15 protein-coding genes are annotated in these 17,049 nt (G+C 46.7%); 2 read left to right on the forward strand and 13 right to left on the reverse strand.

What is annotated here, in order from left to right:
* Nucleotides 1-91: 91 nt before the first annotated feature.
* The 6 genes from BREVNS_RS03805 to BREVNS_RS03830 form a co-directional block, all read right to left on the reverse strand.
* Nucleotides 92-715: a GNAT family N-acetyltransferase gene (locus BREVNS_RS03805; RefSeq protein WP_483427730.1), complete on the reverse strand. Its 624-nt coding sequence runs from the start codon at nt 713-715 to the stop codon at nt 92-94.
* 13 nt (nt 716-728) lie between these two features.
* Nucleotides 729-3,191 (reverse strand): FtsK/SpoIIIE family DNA translocase, encoded by a 2,463-nt coding sequence (locus tag BREVNS_RS03810; protein WP_483427731.1) that lies wholly within the window; start codon nt 3,189-3,191, stop codon nt 729-731.
* Nucleotides 3,188-4,009 (reverse strand): undecaprenyl-diphosphate phosphatase, encoded by an 822-nt coding sequence (locus BREVNS_RS03815; RefSeq protein ID WP_483427732.1) that lies wholly within the window; start codon nt 4,007-4,009, stop codon nt 3,188-3,190. Before BREVNS_RS03815 ends, BREVNS_RS03810 begins: the two co-directional genes overlap by 4 nt.
* An 11-nt stretch (nt 4,010-4,020) precedes the next feature.
* On the reverse strand, nt 4,021-6,306 hold the full coding sequence (locus BREVNS_RS03820) for a Tex family protein (RefSeq protein WP_483427733.1): 2,286 nt from the start codon (nt 6,304-6,306) through the stop codon (nt 4,021-4,023).
* Nucleotides 6,307-6,679: 373 nt separating this feature from the next.
* On the reverse strand, nt 6,680-7,492 hold the full coding sequence (locus tag BREVNS_RS03825; protein ID WP_483427734.1) for a TIGR00282 family metallophosphoesterase: 813 nt from the start codon (nt 7,490-7,492) through the stop codon (nt 6,680-6,682).
* A 261-nt stretch (nt 7,493-7,753) separates the two neighbouring features.
* A complete protein-coding gene (locus tag BREVNS_RS03830) occupies nt 7,754-9,562 on the reverse strand; it encodes a methyl-accepting chemotaxis protein (RefSeq protein WP_483427735.1) in 1,809 nt (602 codons plus the stop codon).
* 148 nt (nt 9,563-9,710) lie between these two features.
* Between BREVNS_RS03830 and BREVNS_RS03835 the strand changes: the two genes are divergently transcribed.
* Nucleotides 9,711-10,919 (forward strand): aspartate kinase, encoded by a 1,209-nt coding sequence (locus BREVNS_RS03835; RefSeq protein ID WP_483427736.1) that lies wholly within the window; start codon nt 9,711-9,713, stop codon nt 10,917-10,919.
* Here BREVNS_RS03835 and BREVNS_RS03840 read toward each other — a convergent pair.
* From BREVNS_RS03840 to pdxJ, 3 genes are read right to left on the reverse strand one after another with little or no spacing between them, the layout of a single operon-like run.
* The gene (locus BREVNS_RS03840) at nt 10,909-11,574 is read right to left on the reverse strand and encodes a nicotinate-nicotinamide nucleotide adenylyltransferase (RefSeq protein ID WP_483427737.1); all 666 of its coding nucleotides are present in this window, start codon (nt 11,572-11,574) and stop codon (nt 10,909-10,911) included. The genes BREVNS_RS03835 and BREVNS_RS03840 overlap by 11 nt on opposite strands.
* Nucleotides 11,571-12,536, reverse strand: coding sequence for a carbohydrate kinase family protein (locus tag BREVNS_RS03845; protein WP_483427738.1), 966 nt, complete (start codon nt 12,534-12,536; stop codon nt 11,571-11,573). The genes BREVNS_RS03840 and BREVNS_RS03845 overlap by 4 nt, the downstream gene beginning before the upstream one ends.
* Before the next feature lie 2 nt (nt 12,537-12,538).
* Entirely contained in the window at nt 12,539-13,270 is a 732-nt protein-coding gene (pdxJ, locus tag BREVNS_RS03850; RefSeq protein WP_483427739.1) for a pyridoxine 5'-phosphate synthase, read from the reverse strand.
* A 410-nt stretch (nt 13,271-13,680) separates the two neighbouring features.
* Here pdxJ and BREVNS_RS03855 point away from each other — a divergent pair, with 410 nt between their 5' ends.
* On the forward strand, nt 13,681-14,121 hold the full coding sequence (locus BREVNS_RS03855) for an arsenate reductase ArsC (RefSeq protein ID WP_483427740.1): 441 nt from the start codon (nt 13,681-13,683) through the stop codon (nt 14,119-14,121).
* On the opposite strand, the gene BREVNS_RS03860 is transcribed toward BREVNS_RS03855, so the two are convergent.
* The 4 genes from BREVNS_RS03860 to rd form a co-directional block, all read right to left on the reverse strand.
* Nucleotides 14,087-14,695, reverse strand: a complete 609-nt coding sequence (locus BREVNS_RS03860) for a class I SAM-dependent methyltransferase (protein ID WP_483427741.1) — start codon at nt 14,693-14,695, stop codon at nt 14,087-14,089. The two genes, BREVNS_RS03855 and BREVNS_RS03860, sit on opposite strands and share 35 nt — an antisense overlap.
* A gap of 26 nt (nt 14,696-14,721) precedes the next feature.
* Nucleotides 14,722-14,985: a hypothetical protein gene (locus tag BREVNS_RS03865; protein ID WP_483427742.1), complete on the reverse strand. Its 264-nt coding sequence runs from the start codon at nt 14,983-14,985 to the stop codon at nt 14,722-14,724.
* Between the two features lie 53 nt (nt 14,986-15,038).
* Nucleotides 15,039-16,226, reverse strand: a complete 1,188-nt coding sequence (locus BREVNS_RS03870; RefSeq protein WP_483427743.1) for an FprA family A-type flavoprotein — start codon at nt 16,224-16,226, stop codon at nt 15,039-15,041.
* Nucleotides 16,227-16,295: 69 nt separating this feature from the next.
* Nucleotides 16,296-17,000: a rubredoxin gene (gene rd / locus BREVNS_RS03875; RefSeq protein ID WP_483427744.1), complete on the reverse strand. Its 705-nt coding sequence runs from the start codon at nt 16,998-17,000 to the stop codon at nt 16,296-16,298.
* Nucleotides 17,001-17,049 lie beyond the last annotated feature (49 nt).

A 17,049-nucleotide genomic window follows, 5' to 3' on the forward strand; every position in this document is an offset into this window, starting at 1 on the left:
TAACCATTCTGTATAAATGTGGAACGACATGTTCTTTATTATTTTTGAGACCTTTGCACGAATGTGCAAAGGTCTCAAAACGCTGAGGGGACTACCCCTCAGCTCTTTTTTCGTTTCCAGAGTGAGGGGATTTAGCCTCTCTTTTCATGAGAACATGGTCGAGGACTCCTATTTTCCCCTTTTCTACTACCACAAAGCCAAAACGCTCGTAGTAGGGCACATTATAAGGATTCTGTGTTTCAAGATACACGCCTATCCCCAATCTCTCTGCTTCTGCCAAAAACTCCTCTATCATCATTTTGCCTATGCCTTTCCCCTGACACGGAGGATCCACCACAATGGCTGAAAGAAAAAAAACCTCCTCACGCATATACCTCTTTCGAAACGAAGAGGCAAAAAGAGCAAAAAAGACCATTTTCGCAAGAGCAACAACACCCGCAGAAAAAACAAATCTTGCCCCCTGAACAAGAAGAGAAAAACTCATGGTTATCCCATGGTCATAGGGGGGCTTCCAGATGGCCATACCCTCCAGAAGTTCTGACGAAACCCAGACATGGCGAATATTGGCCAAAAGAAGAAACCGATAGAGAGCGACTATTTTCCTGAAACGACTCTTTTCAGAAGGAAAAAACCATCTATACAAAGGATCATGAAAAAAAGCCTTCGCAAAAACACGAGCGGCCTCATCTACAAATTCTGGATTCAGGGCTTTCATAGGCCCTCCTTTTTTATTCTACCTCAAGATAGTTGTCTACCTCCTCAGGAGAAATAAGCACCTGTCTTGGTTTACTGGTACCGGTACTTGGTCCAAGGATATGCAAACTTTCCATCATATCCACAATACGGGAAGCGCGATTGTATCCTATACGAAGTTTTCGCTGGAGAAAAGAAGCAGACACCTCTCCCGTTTCCGCTGCAAGCCGAAGAGCCTCTTCAAAGAGGGGATCTCGTGGTCCCCGTTCTCCCTCAGAGAGAGAAGGGTTTTCCACCTCTTCCATGAGTTCATCAATATCGAGGAGATACTCTACCTTTTTCTGACGCCTGATTTCATAGACAAGGGTTTCAATTTCCTTCCCGGAGACATAAGGAGCCTGAAGTCTCAAAAGATCCGTATTCTTGGGTGAGAGAAAGAGCATATCCCCTTTGCCAAGGAGTTTTTCTGCCCCTCCCCTGTCGAGGATAGTACGGGAGTCGGTCTGAGAACTCACCCGAAAGGCAATTCGTGAGGGAAAGTTTGCCTTGATAATTCCCGTCACCACATCCACACTGGGTCGCTGTGTAGCCACAACGAGATGAATCCCCACCGCTCGAGCCATAGCGGCAAGACGGGAAATCACTCTTTCTGTCTCCTTGGGTATTCGAAGCATGAGATCCGCAAACTCATCAATCACCACGATGAGGTAATAGAGGGCCTCAAATCCCTTTTCTGGTGGACAAACCCTTTGATATTCCGCCATATTTCGTACACCAAGTTCACTGAAGAGTTTGTAGCGCCGCTCCATTTCCCGGACAACCCATTCAAGCACCACAATAGCTACCTCTGGTTGAGTAATCACAGGAGCAAGCAGGTGGGGAAGCCCATTGTAAAGCTCGAGTTCCACCATCTTCGGGTCAATGAGAAGAAAACGGAGTTCTTCATAACTCTTCTTGAAAAGAAGGCTTGCCAAAAAGGCATTGACATACACACTTTTTCCACTCCCCGTTGTTCCTGCAATGAGCAGGTGGGGCATTTCGGTTAGATCATCGACAAGGATATTCCCCGTGATATCCTTGCCAAGGATAAGAGGGAGAACGGCTCCACTTTTTCGAAATTCTTCACTTTCGACAACCTCTCGCAAGAGAACATGCCGACGTTTTCGATTCGGCACCTCAATACCAATAAGTCCCCGTTCCCCGATCGGTGTCACAATACGAATATGCGCATCCCCCAGGTTCAACGCAAGATCATCCACAAGGTTGGTAATCGACCTGAGTTTCAGTCCTATCGGCGGCTGGATCTCATACCGGGTAATAGCCGGTCCCCGACTATACCCAACTACCTTCACATCTATCTTGAAACTCTTGAAGGTCATCTCAATGAGATGGGAAATAGCCTTGACCTCATTTTCATCCTCGGGACCAAAGCGTTCCTTGAGATCCACCTCTAAAAGAGAAGAGGCTGGTGGTTTATAAGAAAGACTTCCCCTCTTCTGTGGTTCCTCTACCTGATCATCGCGCAGAGAAAGCGTTTCTCGAGAGGAAAAAGGAGAGGAACTTTCCTCTTTTTCTTTTGAAGAGGACGCAAACGAAAAAAGTCCCTCATCCTCCCTATTTTCCTCTTGCCCTGAAAGTTCTTCCAGAACAAAAGAGGCATCCTTCTCCATCTCTTCGACACTTTCTTCAAGAGAAAAGGCTTCTGGTGACACCACCTCCTCCTGGATTTTGTTCTCCTCCGGCAAAACAGGCGTAATCCCACACGCCTGCGCCATCTCCTCTTTCAAAACCCGAGAGGCCGAGGAATCCACAAGCCAGAAAGGTACCTCAATATTGGCATCCTCTTCTTCTTCATGAACAGGACGCCGAAGAAAATCCGGTTCCTCTCGTTTCTCTTCTATTTCAGGAACAAAAGAACTCTCTTCAAAGCCATCTTCTTCTAAGGGGGCCAAAGCCTGCGAGAGTTCCTGATGGCGTTTTGGCGTACTCACAAGAGTCACAACTGCCGCTCCCACAGCAAAAAGTATCCTCTGCAAGACTTTGAGAGAAGCCACTAGCGCCCAGAGAAAAGACAAGAGAAATATCCCCCCTATCACCGGCTTAGGAAGCACCTCTGAAAGCGTCGTGGCAATAGCAAGCCCCACAAGTCCCCCCCATCGGTAATCCGCCTCTTTTGAGAAAACCGCGCACACCACAGAAAGCGAAATAGTCGCTATGAAAAAGAGAAGCACTTTCAGCCAGATTTGACCCACCTTGCTTTTCGCTAACACGTGAAGCCCCACCACTAACAACCCAAAAGAAAGAAGAAGAGCCGATGGAAAGCCATAAATAACCACAAGATAAGAAGAAGCCCACGCCCCAAGCCGACCCGCTATGTTTTCCGTAATCACGTTCGGCTGGGACACAAGAAACACGGTATCTTCAGGATGAAAGCTTACGACAGCGAGAAGAAGAAAAGCACTCACTCCAAGACAGAGATACCCTATCACCAACCTCACATGACACCCTTCCAGAGAAGGCTAAGAACAAGAAGACCAAGAAGAATCCTATAATATCCAAAAACCCTGAAATCATGCCTCTGGATATACCGCATGAGTCCCTTGATGGCAAGCCAGGCCACCACAAAAGAGACCACAAACCCCGTCCCTAAAACAGCAAACTCCTGCAGGGAAAAGGCCGAGGCATGCTTCATCAGTTTCAGTCCTGAAGCCCCCACCATCACCGGAATAGCAAGGAAAAAAGAAAAGCGGGCCGCACTTTCCCTGGAGAGTCCAAGAACAAGTCCCCCTAAAATCGTAGCCAGTGACCTTGAGGTTCCTGGAACAAGGGCAAGACACTGAAAAAGCCCTATCCCCACCGCCTGACGAAAAGACAAAAGCTCAAGTGGCGTTCTGTGATCAAAGTGCCGTTCTCCCCACCACTCTATCACCAAAAGCATTGCCCCATACAGAATCAAGGCCACACTGACCACCACGGGAGTAAAGAGAACGCTCTCAATCCAGTCATCCAATAGAAAACCAAGGACAAAAGCCGGTATTGTGGCCACGAGAACCATTACCCAGGTTCTCCATATCTGACGGGTTTTCTCTTCTTTTCCAAAGGGCCAGAGTTCTTGAAAGTAAAGTACTACCACAGAAAGAATGGCTCCCAACTGAATCACTACCTCAAAGGTGGTCACAAAGTTCTCTGAGCCGGCCAATTTCACCACCCTATCCAGAAGAATAAGGTGTCCTGTACTGCTGATGGGCAGAAATTCCGTAACCCCTTCTACAATCCCAAAAAGAATGGCCTTGAATACTTCCACAAGGATATCCATCAATCGTTCTCCTATTTGTCAAATTTGACATTTTTGAGAAAATCTCCAAGCGTAGGACTCGCTACCGAAGATTTTCGCTCAGCCGGCCTGCTACTCACCCGATTTCCACCCGTTTTTCCAGAATCCCCACCCCGTTTCTCGTCTCGATTTTGCGGTTTTGGTTTCGTCACCGCAAAGGGATCACTCTTGAGAGAAAGCCCAATTCGTTTCCGCAAAACATCAATCTCCACAATGGTGAATTCCCGTATATCCCCCACCTTGAGTACCTCTGAAGGATGGTGAATAAACGAATCACTCAACTGGGAGAGATGAACAAGCGCCGTTTCCTTGATCCCAATATCCACAAAAGCCCCAAAATCCACCACATTCTTTACCTTGCCTTTTACCTTCATTCCCACCTTGAGATCCTCAAACTGAACCACCCCTTTTTGAAGAATAGGCTGTGGATAATCCTCTCGTGGATCACGGTTTGGTTTTCGAAGCTCCTGAATGATATCCTGAATCGTGGTATCACCCACCCCATACTTCGCCTTGAGAGAAGCAATCACCTCTTTCGTCAGCTCCTTTTTCTCCCTCATATAGGAAAGAATCTCTCTCGCCAAGGGGTAATTTTCTGGATGGACCCACGTGTTATCAAGATACTCCTCCGACTCAGGTACCTTGAGAAACCCTGCCGCCTGTTCAAAGGTTTTGGGACCAAAACCAGGAACTTTCTTGAGTTCTTCACGACTTCGAAAGGCTCCACGGGCATTACGATATTCGATAATATTTTTGGCAAGAATGGAACTTACTCCTGATACATAACGCAAAAGAGCCGCTGAAGCTGTATTGATATTCACCCCCACCTGGTTCACTACTGATTCCACTGTCTCATCAAGTTTGGTGGCTAACTCCTTCTGATCTACATCGTGTTGATAGAGTCCTACCCCTAACGCTTTGGGTTCAATCTTGACAAGTTCAGCAAGGGGATCCTGCAATCGTCGGCCAATAGAAATAGCCCCACGTACCGTCAGATCAAGATCAGGAAACTCCTCAATGGCTATTTCCGAAGCCGAATACACCGAAGCCCCATCCTCATCCACCACCGTAAACTGAATAGGGAGATTATACTCACTGATCATCTCAGAAACCAAAAACTGAACCTCGTGTGAGCCGGTTCCATTCCCAATGGCTATAAGTTCAGACTGGTACTTCTGAATCGCATCCACAAGAAGGGCTTTGGCTCTATCTGGCTGATGCTGATAGATAACAAAATGCCCAAGGTATTTGCCATTCTCATCAAGAGCCACACACTTACTTCCCGTACGAATACCGGTATCAATCGCAAGCACCCTTGTCCGTTTGATAGGTGGCTGCATGAGAAGGTGTTTGAGATTTTCGGCAAACACACTGATGCCATGGTGTTCCGCCTGCTGGGTAAGCTGGGTGCGGATTTCTCGCAGTACAGAAGGCACAAGAAGCCTCTTGTACCCATCCTCAATAGCCGCCCTGTGATAACTATTGGCTATAGTATAAGTATGAAGAAGCTTGGCAAGTCCCTCATCCATATCAAAAACAAGAGAAGCCTCAAGCTCACCCTCTCGCTCTCCTCGATTGATGGCCAATACATGATGGGCTTTCAGGTCAGAAAGAGACTTGGTATAGTCATAGTACATCTTGTACACACTCACATCGGCTTCCTTGAGTCCCTTGACCTCAAATTTGCCTGTTTTCTGCACATACTCTCTCACCACAGCACGTCTGTCCATATCCTGGGCCACACGTTCGGCAATGATATCCATCGCTCCCTGAAGGGCTTCCTCCACAGTATTGACCCCCAGTTCGGGATTAAGATACTTTTCAGCCTCCTTCTCCACATCCGGTTGTTGCTCCATGTAGTCAGCAAGCGGTGCAAGCCCCTTTTCCATGGCAATCATCGCCCTGGTTTTCTTTTTCTTCTTATAGGGAGCGTAGAGATCCTCAAGCTCCGTCAGCGTCTGGCATTTATGAATATTGACAAAGAGATCCTCCGTGAGCTTCCCCTGAGAGAAGATACTTCGCACTACCTCTAACTTACGTTCTTCAAGGTTTTCAAGATAGGTTAACTGATGAGAGATGTCTCTCACCTGGACTTCATTGAGAGACCCCGTTACTTCCTTTCGATAACGGGAAATAAAGGGAATGGTGTTCCCTTCCTTGAGTAGATTCACCGTTGCCTGGACCTGATGCACAGGAATACTGAGCTGCTCTGAAATTTTGCGGATAATCGCTACCGGATCAATCGTGAGAGAATCAATCCATTCTTTGGTAAACTCCATACCTCACCTCAAAAGACAAAATTTTCTCTGTTTATTTTAGGCAAAAAAGGGCTTTTTGTAAAGTAAAAACAAGAAAAGACCCTTGCACGGGTATTTTCTTCCCCTGTTTGGGTCAGGGGCTGCGCCCCTGAAACCCCGTTTTTTTCTGTTTACAAGGGTTTATTTGTCTTTTTTATCCAAAAAAAATAGGCTTGTTTATTATGGAAAGGAACATTTTTATACTGCTTTTTGTTTTTTATTACTTTCTTGAGACCTTTACACATTCGTGTAAAGGTCTCAAGAGATTTGTGTCGAAGGGATTTTGGTTTTCTGGTGCGTCACATTTCACGGAAGAGACATCGTCACACAAAAAGTAAATCTCCAAACCTCTCTTCTACGAAGATTCCTGAGAAACCCTCTCCGAGAGACGTTGAATGAGAAGTGGCTTTTTTGAGCGCCTATCAAAATCAATCAGAATACCCTGAAGTTCCAGATCGCCTTCCGTCGCAGGAGAAAATCGCACAGGCAAATGCTGAATCACGCGTCGAACTGATTCAGACACATTCATGCCTATCACCGAATACACCGCCCCACACATCCCGATATCACTGATATAAGCGGTCTTTTTAGGAAGAATTCGTTCATCCGCCGTAGGAATATGGGTATGCGTTCCCCAAACCGCATGCACACGACCATCAAGATGCCAGCCCATCAGTTGTTTTTCACTGGTGGCCTCTGCGTGAAAATCCACAAGAATCAGCACATCCTCTCCTGAGAGAGAAGCCAAGAGATCATCCATCGCACGAAAAGGGCAATCAATAGGCTCCATATAAATTCGCCCCATAATATTCACCACCACTATATCCATGCCCTTTTTCTCAAAACGATAAAAACCCTTTCCCGGGGTACCCGGCGGATAGTTGAGAGGACGAATGAGTTGTGGGGTTGTATCTACAAAATCGAAAATCTCCTTGCGCTGCCAGATATGATTTCCGGCTGTGATAACATCAATCCCCCAGTTGAGAAATTCTTCCACAATCTTTTTGGTGATACCAAAGCCATGGGCTGCATTCTCTCCATTGGCCACAATGAGATCCGGTTGATATTTTCTCTGGAGATGCAAAAGCCGCATCTGGAGAACCTTTCTCCCTGCGTCCCCCACAATATCCCCCAGGGCCATCACCCGAAATACATTATCCGCCTTCATGTTCTCTCCTCATCACACGCCTATACTATACCGAAAAAGTCGGGAAAAAGCAATTTTTGAGACCCTTGCACGGGTGTTTTCTTCCCCTGTTTAGGTCAGGGGCTACGCTCCTGAAACCCCGCTTTTTCTATTTCCAGGGGCTTGTTTGTCTTTTTTATTCAAAAAATAGGGTCATTTATTCCTGCAAGGAATATTTTCAGACTCCATTTTGTTTTTCTCTACTTTTTTGAGACCTTTGCACATCCGTGCAAAGGTCTCTTTTTACTCTTCTTTGAACCGTTCCACCTCAGAGATCACAGAAGATATCCTCTCTTTGTTCTCTTCGGTGAGTTCATTGGCCTTTTCAATAGCCATAAAGATATCCACTGTTTGTTTGGCCATAGTTTCCATATCGAGAGAAGTCTCTTGCGTTACCCCACCAAGGGTGGTAGCTTCCTGACGAATCGCGTTATTTTCCTGCATCATCTCTCTTGATTTGGCTTTCACCTCTTCTGTTATCTCCTTCAATTCCCTGAGAATATGAAGAACCTTTTCATTTTGCAAATTCTGCTCTTCCATAATCCCTGCCATGGAACTTTCCTGTTCCCCAACCTTCTGTACCTTCTGTTCCATGAGCAAAAACTTCTCAAGCGCATCCTCCGTGAGATGGGTAATGGTATCAATGGAGTTTTTTATCTTTTCTATCATGTGTGCCACGGTTTTGGCCTTTTCTCCCGTGGACTGGGCAAGCCGTTTTACCTTATCAGCCACGACGGCAAATCCCTTCCCGGCTGCTCCTGTGTGAGCCGCCTCAAGGGCCGCATTGATGGCTAACATATTGGTTTCCGTAGCAATATCCTGAATAACCTGACTCACCTCTAAAAGATTCTCAGACTGTCGGGACACCTCTTTGATCTCTCCCATGATATGAGAAAGGGCTGTCTTGCCTGTTGTGGAAGATTCTTTCAATTTTTCCATATCATGACGATTGTTTCTGAGTGTCTCATTTATCTCGGCTATACCATGCAAAACCCCAGCAATAGCCTGAACCGACGTTTGAACCACTGTGGCCTGTTTTTCGATAAGTTCATCCAGAACCTCGATCTTTTCCGTTATATGATGAATGGCCTCGCCTGTCGCCGTGATACTGGTGCTTTGCGTGAGAATATGCTGTTTAATATTGAGAATACTTTTCACAATGGTATCCGTTCGCTTGACCGTCTCTTTCATTTGAAGAGCAAGCCCCTCCCCCACCTCTTGAAGTAAACGTGCCTGCTTTTTGATAAGCCCGATCATATGTCTGGCACTTTTCAGAAAAAAATCATACGCCCGGAAAAGCTCCCCTATCTCATCATGACGTTTGGCAAATCTTTCATTCACCGAAAAAGAAAAATCTCCCTCAGAAAGTTTCTGAATATTCCCCATCAGGACATTGATGGGTTTCACAATATCCTTGAAAAGAAGAATCATCGCAGGAATAAGGAGCAGAGAAGAGATAAAAAGAATCACCATCATCCGTATCCATAAACCAGACAAATAGCTCTGGACTGTTTTCAAAGAGATGTCCAGTCCCACAATACCATCCTGTTTCCCATCTGAAGTGAGAATCGGGGCATACGCCGAAAGAAAGGTCCCCCATTCATCCACAGAAAACTCCTCCTCCACCACCGCTGTAGGAATAGAAGTAGTCGCTTCCACAAGAAGAGGCGTGGTTTCTTCATACACATCCCCAAGCTTCGCCCCATCCTCCAGATAGCCGTCTGCATCCACAACAAACCTTATCGTTTTGTCCTCATACTGACGCATCGTATAAATGTACATGACATCAGCACAATCCTTTCGAATCTCCTGCAAAAGAGCGACTAAATTTGAATACGCCGGGGTCTTCATATCTTCTTCTGTCCGGAGTAACGCATGCACATCCCCCGGAATCCTTGCCGCGGCCAAAGAGGCATAATCTCTGAGTCTTGTGCGTATGCCCTCAAAGAGGGTTTTCCTGACATCAAAGAAAACCAAAAGGGCAAATACCACCATAATAAGCAGAGTGAACACAATTAAAATGAGCGAAAGGCGCGTACCTATTTTCTTCAAACCACCCCCCACGAAATGGGGCCTCTTTCAAACAAACACCGGGGACTTAAAAATGTATCGGTATATTCTTTTCTTTTCTTCAATGTTTGAAAAAATTTTCAGCCTGCTTTACAATAGCCATATTCTATTTTGCTATAAGGAGAAAGCGGTGGCACTTATTGTCCAGAAGTTTGGAGGAACGTCCGTTGGCGACATCGAACGCATCAAAAACGTAGCCAAGAAAGTCAAGGCAACACGAGATGCCGGGCATGAGGTGGTGGTCGTGGTTTCGGCCATGAGCGGCAATACCGATTACCTCATCAATCTGGGAAAACAAATCACTCCCAATCCGAACAAACGAGAAATGGACATGCTCGTCTCCACGGGAGAACAGATTTCCATCGCGCTGTTAGCTATTGCTCTCAATGATATTGGTGCCAAAGCGATTTCCTTCAATGCCCTTCAGGTAGGTATCAGAACCACCTCTGATTATACCAAAGCCAAGATCCTTGATATTGATACCTCTCGCATTCGCAAAGCCTTAGACGAAGGGTATATCGTGGTTTTGGCTGGATTTCAGGGCGTGGATGAAAACTTCAATATTACCACCCTTGGACGTGGGGGATCTGACACCACGGCTGTTGCTGTAGCCGCTGCCCTCAAGGCGGATCGTTGTGATATCTATACCGATGTCGATGGTGTCTATTCGGCTGACCCACGCATTGTCCCTCAGGCCAAAAAATACGATGTGATCACTTTCGATGAGATGCTTGAACTGGCTTCTCTTGGAGCCAAGGTTCTCCACGACCGTTCCGTGATGTTTGCCATGAAGTACAATGTCCCCCTGCGGGTTCTTTCTACCTTCGTAGAAAACGAAGGAACACTTATAGTCAAGGAGTATAAGGGTATGGAAAACATGGTTGTTTCCGGCATTGCCAAAAAAACCGATGAGGTTCGCATCAGTATTGTCGGAGTTCCTGACAAACCTGGTGTGGCGGCAAAAATCTTTCAGCGTTTGGCCGACAACAAAATCAATGTCAATATGATTGTTCAATCAGTAGGACACGATGGGAAAAGTGAGATCGCTTTCACCATTTTAGCCACCGATCTCAACGATGCCAAAGAAGTCATGAAAGAAGTCCAGAAAGAGATTGGGGCTTCTAACGTCGAATACGATGAGAACATCGGTATTGTTTCTGTGGTAGGTATCGGGATGAAAACCACCTTTGGAGTGGCGGCTGCGGTCTTTGAGGAACTGGCCAAAAACAACATCAACATCGAGATGATCTCTACCTCAGAAATCAAGATCTCCGTCGTCATTCGCAAAGACTTGGTGGAAAAGGCTGTACAGGTACTCCACGCCCGTTTTATTGGCTAACGAGAAGGGCCAAAAGTACCTCTACCGGTTTCGGAACAAGTCCAGAGAGGGGAAGTCCTTCTTTCCATGCCTGTCGAAGGCGAGACGAAGCCACGTCCTCCTCAAAAGAGGGAAGCCTCACAAAGGGCAAGGAAGGAAGTTCCCCACCTCCGGGACGTGTGGCCACACACACGGTGGCAAGCCTCAAAATTTCCGTGTACTCCCTCCAGGTCTCAAAGGCCATAGCCTGATCCTGCCCTATCAAAAGAAACACTCTGTCCTCTGGGAAAGAGGTGTGGTAGATTCGCAGGGTATCAATCGTATAGGAAGGCCCCTCTCTTTCTTTTTCTGCTTCCCAGAGCTTCCAGCCTTTCTTTGGATGATAATACTCTTCATAACAGGAAAAAAAAGTTTCAAGATTCTTTTCCTTCAAAGAAGAAAGCCCTTCTATCCTCTTTTTCATCTCTAAAGGACTTTCAAGGCAAAACGCCACAGAAGCCAAAAGAACCCTCACCTCATATCCCCATATTTCTTCAAGGGGTTTATGGGGAGGAAGCCTGGTGGGTACAAAAAGGATCTCGTTTAGCTTCAAAAACTCATAGGCTGTTTCAACAAGCCTCACATGCCCTCGATGAGGGGGATTGAAGGCACTCCCAAAGAGCCCAACCCTTCTCATACTCCCGCCTGAGAGCCATACTGAGCCAAAAACCTCTCCACCTCCTCTCGAGAAGGAAGGGCCGGAATAGCCCCACGCCGGGAGACGGTGAGCGCCGCTACCGCTGAAGCAAACCGTAGATGGTCAAGCATCCTCTCATTCGAAAGAGAAAACACATCCGATTCCTGAAGAAGCCTAAAAAGAAATCCCCCCACAAAAGCATCACCGGCACCCGTGGTATCCACCACCTGAACCTGATAACTCCCTGTAGAAAGCATGGCTCCTTTGTAAAGACATACCACTCCTTCCCCCCCACGGGTAATCATAACAAGGGGAAGACGAAGGTTTTTTGCCCAGGTAAGTCCCCCCTGAAAGTCTGAAGCCCCGGAGAGAAAGAACAACTCCTCTTCAGAGAGTTTGAGAATATCCACCCTCTTCAAAACAGCAAGAATGGTTTTTCTTGCTTGCTCAAGATTTTTCCACAGCGAAGGACGAAGATTGGGATCAAAGGAGAGGAGTTTACCCTGTTTCTTTGCATAGGAGAGAGCTCTAGTAGTAATTTTTCTGGTAAAAGAGGTGGTCATAGAAAGAGAGCCAAAGTGAAAAAGACGACACGAGTCAATGAGCGCTTTTTCTGATCTTCCCCAGGGAAGAAAAAGATCAGCCCCCGGAGAACGATAGAAGCTAAAACTTCTCTCCCCCCGATTATCGAGATGAACAAAGGCAAGCGTCGTAGGTGCCGAGGAAGTCATCTTTACACATCCTGTATCCACCTGATTGGTTTCAAGGGTACGGCGTAAAAGATCCCCAAAAAAATCCTTCCCCACACTTCCGATGAACCCGGCCTTTCCTCCAAGACGGGAAATAGCCACTGCCACATTAGCCGGGGCACCCCCGGGGTTTGGTTCATAGAGTGTCCCCACCGGTCCCTGGTGAGGGGTCATATCGACGAGAATTTCTCCCAGACAAACCACATCAGGCATATTTATACTCCTTCTTTTCTTCCTCGATGCATCACCCCAAGCATCTCCCTCACCGCCTGTTCCATTCCCACAAAAAGGGCACGGGCAACAATGGCATGCCCGATATTCAAGGTATGAAGTTCGGGGATAGAGGCTATAGGAAAGGTATTCTCATAATTCAGCCCATGTCCCGCATTCACCTGAAGCCCAAGCAAAGCCGCTCGTTTTGCCCCCTCACAGAGCCTTTGATATTCCTTCTCCCTTGTCTCCCCCCTGGCCTCGGCATAACGCCCTGTATGAAGTTCCACCATATCCGTTCCTGTGGCTAAAGAAGCCTCAATCTGAATCGGATCAGGATCAATAAAAAGGCTGGTTTTTATACCCTTCTCATGGAACCTCTCCACCACTTCCCTGATTTTTTCTTTCTGAGAGACCACATCCAGCCCACCCTCCGTAGTCAGTTCCGCCCGCCTCTCAGGAACAAGACAGACCTCATCCGGCCTCACCTCAAGGGCTATCCGGATAATCTCTTCACTCAGGGCAAGCTCGAGATTGAGCCTCGTCGTGATGGTATCCCTCAGCCTCCGAACATCATCCTCCTGAATATGACGCCTATCCTCCCGAAGATGGACGGTAATTCCATGTGCTCCGGCCTTTTCTACTAAGGGAGCAATCTCCACAGGATCAGGATAGGAAGCAAGACGAACCTGTCTGAGAGTAGCCACATGATCAATATTCACACCAAGAAAAAGCATCACAGCCTCCAGAAAGTCAAAGTCATATTATTATAACCAGAGAGGGGAGGGGTGTCAACTTCTCCACCTTGAGGAAACACACCCAGAGAAGACATCTCCATAAGAAACAGCTCCTCCCCCTTCACAAATTCACCATTTTTTCACCAAAAATTCATAGTATGAGACCCTTGCAGGGGTGTTTTCTCCCCCTCTCTGGGTCAGGGGCCACGCCCCTGAAACCCCGTTTTTTCTGTTTACAAAGGTTTATTTATCTTTTTTTATCCAAAAAATAGGCTTGTTTATTATGGAAAGGAATATTTTTATACTATTTTTGCTTTTTTATTACTCTCTTGAGACCTTTGCACATTCGTGCAAAGGTCTCAATATTTTCATATTTCTCTTTTATAATAGAGTTCCCAAGGAGGCAAAATATGATTCGTGTTCTTTTTGTCTGTGTCCACAACGCAGCACGAAGCCAGATGGCAGAGGCTTTTCTCAATCACTGGGGAGCAGGGCACTTCATCGCTGAGAGTGGAGGCATTACCCCAGGAACGCTAAACCCTTTGGCGGTTCAGGTTATGGCAGAAAAAGGCATAGATATCTCCCAGCAACGCCCCAAGGGTGTGTTTGACCTTTACAAAGAGGGCCGCAAATACGACTATGTGATTACCGTCTGTGAGAAGGAAGCCGCTGAGAGATGTCCGATCTTTCCGGGAAGAAACATCCGCATAGAGTGGAGTTTCCCCAACCCTGCCAACCTGACAGGAACAGAGGAAGAAAATCTTGCCAAAATGCGAGAGATACGTGATGATATTGAACGGCACGTGCTTGCCTTCATCAAAAGCGAGGGTTTTTCTCCATCACTATCGTAAAATCGTTGATAAGATAATCATCCACGAGAATTATCCGGTAGGGATATCTCTCTTGAAGAAAAGAAAGCACCTCCTCAGGATCATAGTAGAGGTAAGGCTCCTCACGACAATGAGAGCGACAATGCAGAGCATTAAAGACAATGGTGCTTTTCGCCCACTGGCTCATCTTTTCTACCGCTTCATAGAGAAAGCTTTTCCCCTTTCCTGTATCAAGATTAAAAATCCCTGAAGCATACACGACATCAAAATCCTCAGGTGAGAAAAAATCTCTTTCAAATGGATCACCACAGAGAAACCTGCTCTCAGGAGAGTACTGCTTCGCCAAAGCTATCATTTCCGGCAAAACATCGATCCCCGTATATTCACACGAGATCCCCTGCTGCCGCAAAAAACGATAGAGACTTCCCACCCCACAACCCACATCCAGAAGAGATTTCCCTCCAAGATCCACACGCGAGACAAGCACCTCAAAGCGTTTTCGATGAGAGTAACCATCTTCCCAATCTAACTTGGCGTATTCCTCCTTCGCCGAAAGCAAGGGAAGATAATGTTCCCGCAGTGTTCGAAAAAACATCCCCTCATCGTCTCCTTATCATAAGTCTATTTCTCTGATAAAGCCGAGATCTTTTCCGCCAACTGTTTTTCACGTGGAGAAAGCACCGAAAGATTTTCTATCCAGTAGCGAAGGACCCGAAGTTCCAGGGAAGATATCTCCCAGCTTTTGGGACGCTGCCTGACCATTTCCAGAACTCTCTCTTCTTCTCCCACCGTCATCCGTCCATCACCCCATCGTCCCCCTACCAGCACCTTGTCCGCCCATGTGGAGAGAATATCCCACTCCTGCGAAGAAAGAACCAGCTTCATACGCCCTCCCTTCTCTTTCTGATTTTATCCTATAGCAGAAGGAGAAAATCCCCCTACGCTATCCCAAGAGAGCGATGCTTTTCCAGAATGGTATCCGCCAATTTGTCAATGAGCACAAAATCCCCCTCCTTGGGGAACCCCTTCACCATCACCGGTTCCAGAAACTCAGGTTTGTAGTTGGTTATCGAAGACTGAATATGGTCAAGCATTTTGGATCCCCACCCATAAGAAGCAAGAACCCCCACGTGTTTAACACCAGGGCGCATAAGATTCAGGAAATAGAGAATATACGCCATCGCTGGATGCATCCCTCCAAGCACAGCACTCACCCCCACCACCACCGTTGGGGTATCAATGAGTTCCATGGCCAATTGACCCACATCCACATGAGAAAGATGAAATGGCACCGCCTCTATTCCCCTGTCAATCAGGCGATCAATGAGATAATTGACCATCACCTCGGTACTCCCATGCATGGAGATAAAGGGTATGATCACCTTATTTCGCATCACTCCTGATGTCCAGTCTCGATAGAGAGAGAGAATAACCTCCGGCTTATCATACACAGGCCCATGAGTAGGCGCAATCAAAGAAGGCCCAAGACTGAGAATCTTCTCAAAACCACTCGCAATGTTCTGCCTGAAGGGATACATGATCTCGGCAAAATACCGTTTCGCTCCATCGTAGAGAGCCTCATCATGGGCAGACGCAAAAAGTTCACTGGAAGCATAATGAGAACCAAAAAGATCGCCAGAGAAAAGGATTTTTTTCTCCCTCAGAAAGGTAAACATAGTCTCTGGCCAGTGCACCCATGGAAAAAGAATAAACTCAAGTGTCCAGTTGCCCAGAGAAAGGGTGGCCCTATCCTCAATAACAAGAAACCTCTCCTCAGGCAAAAGAAGAAGATCCTGAAGCATCGGTTTTGCTTTGGCATTGGTAACCAGTTTTGCCTCAGGGAAAATCTCAAGAATCTTGGGAAGACTGCCAGAGTGATCCTGTTCAGCATGATTTGAGATCACATAGTCCAGTTTTTTCACCCCAAGACGATTGAGATTCCCAAGAAGGACATGCATCATCTTGGGTTCAATGGTATCAATAAGCGCATTCTTTTCGCTTCCCTGAACGTAATAACAATTGTAGGTAGTCCCCTCATGCAAAGGGGTGAGTTCATCAAAAGATGTCCTGTGCCAGTCAATACCCCCTACCGCATAAATTCCATCCATGATCTTTCTGAGAGACATAAGGCTTCTCCTTTCAAATCAAAATAAAAACGAAAAGTCCACAGGATAACCCTCTGGACTTTTCCGGGCTTACATCTTGCTAAATTGGTCCTTGCCTACCCCACAGACAGGACATACCCATGTGTCCGGGAGAGACTCAAAGGGGGTGCCGGCAGCCACGCCACCATCGGGATCACCAATGGCAGGGTCATAGATGTACCCACACACATTACAGACATATTTTGCCATACTGGCCTCCTGAGAAAGAATCGTTTTTTTCTCCGGGGAAATATAGGTAGGGGCATTCTTGGCTGTTTTGCCCTTCTTCACCTCTCGATAGTATGTGTAGGTCAGGGGAATCCCCTCCGCCAACCTTTCAGCAGAAAGTAGTTTGCCTATAAAGATGGTATGTGTATCCACATCCACCGTTTTGAACACCTGACACGTCAGATAGGAAAGGGCATAACTTTTCACCACAGGAATACCCTCGGGGGAGCGAAGAATAGCCACGGTTTCGTCTATCTTGTCCGTTTGCCTCCCGGAACGAAATCCAAACCGTCCCAAAAACTCAAAAGGAGCCCCCTCATCAAGGATACTTACCCCAAAGTATCCACTTTTCGCAATATACTCATGGGTGAGATTGAGTTTATTCAGAATAACCTGAAAGGTAGGTGGCTCAGAATTGACCTGACAAAGGGTATTGATAAGACAACCATTCACCCTTCCCTCCACCTCAGCGGTCACAATATACAGGCCATAGGAAACCTGAAAAAGCACGTCAAGAGAAACGGCCATATCCTACCTCTTTTCTGTGTTTTTTATATTCTAATCAAAAACCCAACCT

Source organism: Longinema margulisiae (assembly GCF_025266855.1).
In the GTDB taxonomy this organism is placed as follows: domain Bacteria; phylum Spirochaetota; class Brevinematia; order Brevinematales; family Thermospiraceae; genus Thermospira.

Bases quoted from the DNA above. Each gene is read 5' to 3' on its own strand.
- BREVNS_RS03870 (WP_483427743.1), bottom strand. From the start codon at position 16,226: ATGTCTCTCAGAAAGATCATGGATGGAATTTATGCGGTAGGGGGTATT.
- BREVNS_RS03820 (WP_483427733.1), bottom strand. From the start codon at position 6,306: ATGGAGTTTACCAAAGAATGGATTGATTCTCTCACGATTGATCCGGTA.
- rd (WP_483427744.1), bottom strand. From the start codon at position 17,000: ATGGCCGTTTCTCTTGACGTGCTTTTTCAGGTTTCCTATGGCCTGTAT.
- BREVNS_RS03825 (WP_483427734.1), bottom strand. From the start codon at position 7,492: ATGAAGGCGGATAATGTATTTCGGGTGATGGCCCTGGGGGATATTGTG.
- BREVNS_RS03815 (WP_483427732.1), bottom strand. From the start codon at position 4,009: ATGGATATCCTTGTGGAAGTATTCAAGGCCATTCTTTTTGGGATTGTA.
- BREVNS_RS03845 (WP_483427738.1), bottom strand. From the start codon at position 12,536: ATGCCTGATGTGGTTTGTCTGGGAGAAATTCTCGTCGATATGACCCCT.
- BREVNS_RS03840 (WP_483427737.1), bottom strand. From the start codon at position 11,574: ATGAGAAGGGTTGGGCTCTTTGGGAGTGCCTTCAATCCCCCTCATCGA.
- BREVNS_RS03865 (WP_483427742.1), bottom strand. From the start codon at position 14,985: ATGAAGCTGGTTCTTTCTTCGCAGGAGTGGGATATTCTCTCCACATGG.
- pdxJ (WP_483427739.1), bottom strand. From the start codon at position 13,270: ATGCTTTTTCTTGGTGTGAATATTGATCATGTGGCTACTCTCAGACAG.
- BREVNS_RS03855 (WP_483427740.1), top strand. From the start codon at position 13,681: ATGATTCGTGTTCTTTTTGTCTGTGTCCACAACGCAGCACGAAGCCAG.
- BREVNS_RS03805 (WP_483427730.1), bottom strand. From the start codon at position 715: ATGAAAGCCCTGAATCCAGAATTTGTAGATGAGGCCGCTCGTGTTTTT.
- BREVNS_RS03860 (WP_483427741.1), bottom strand. From the start codon at position 14,695: ATGTTTTTTCGAACACTGCGGGAACATTATCTTCCCTTGCTTTCGGCG.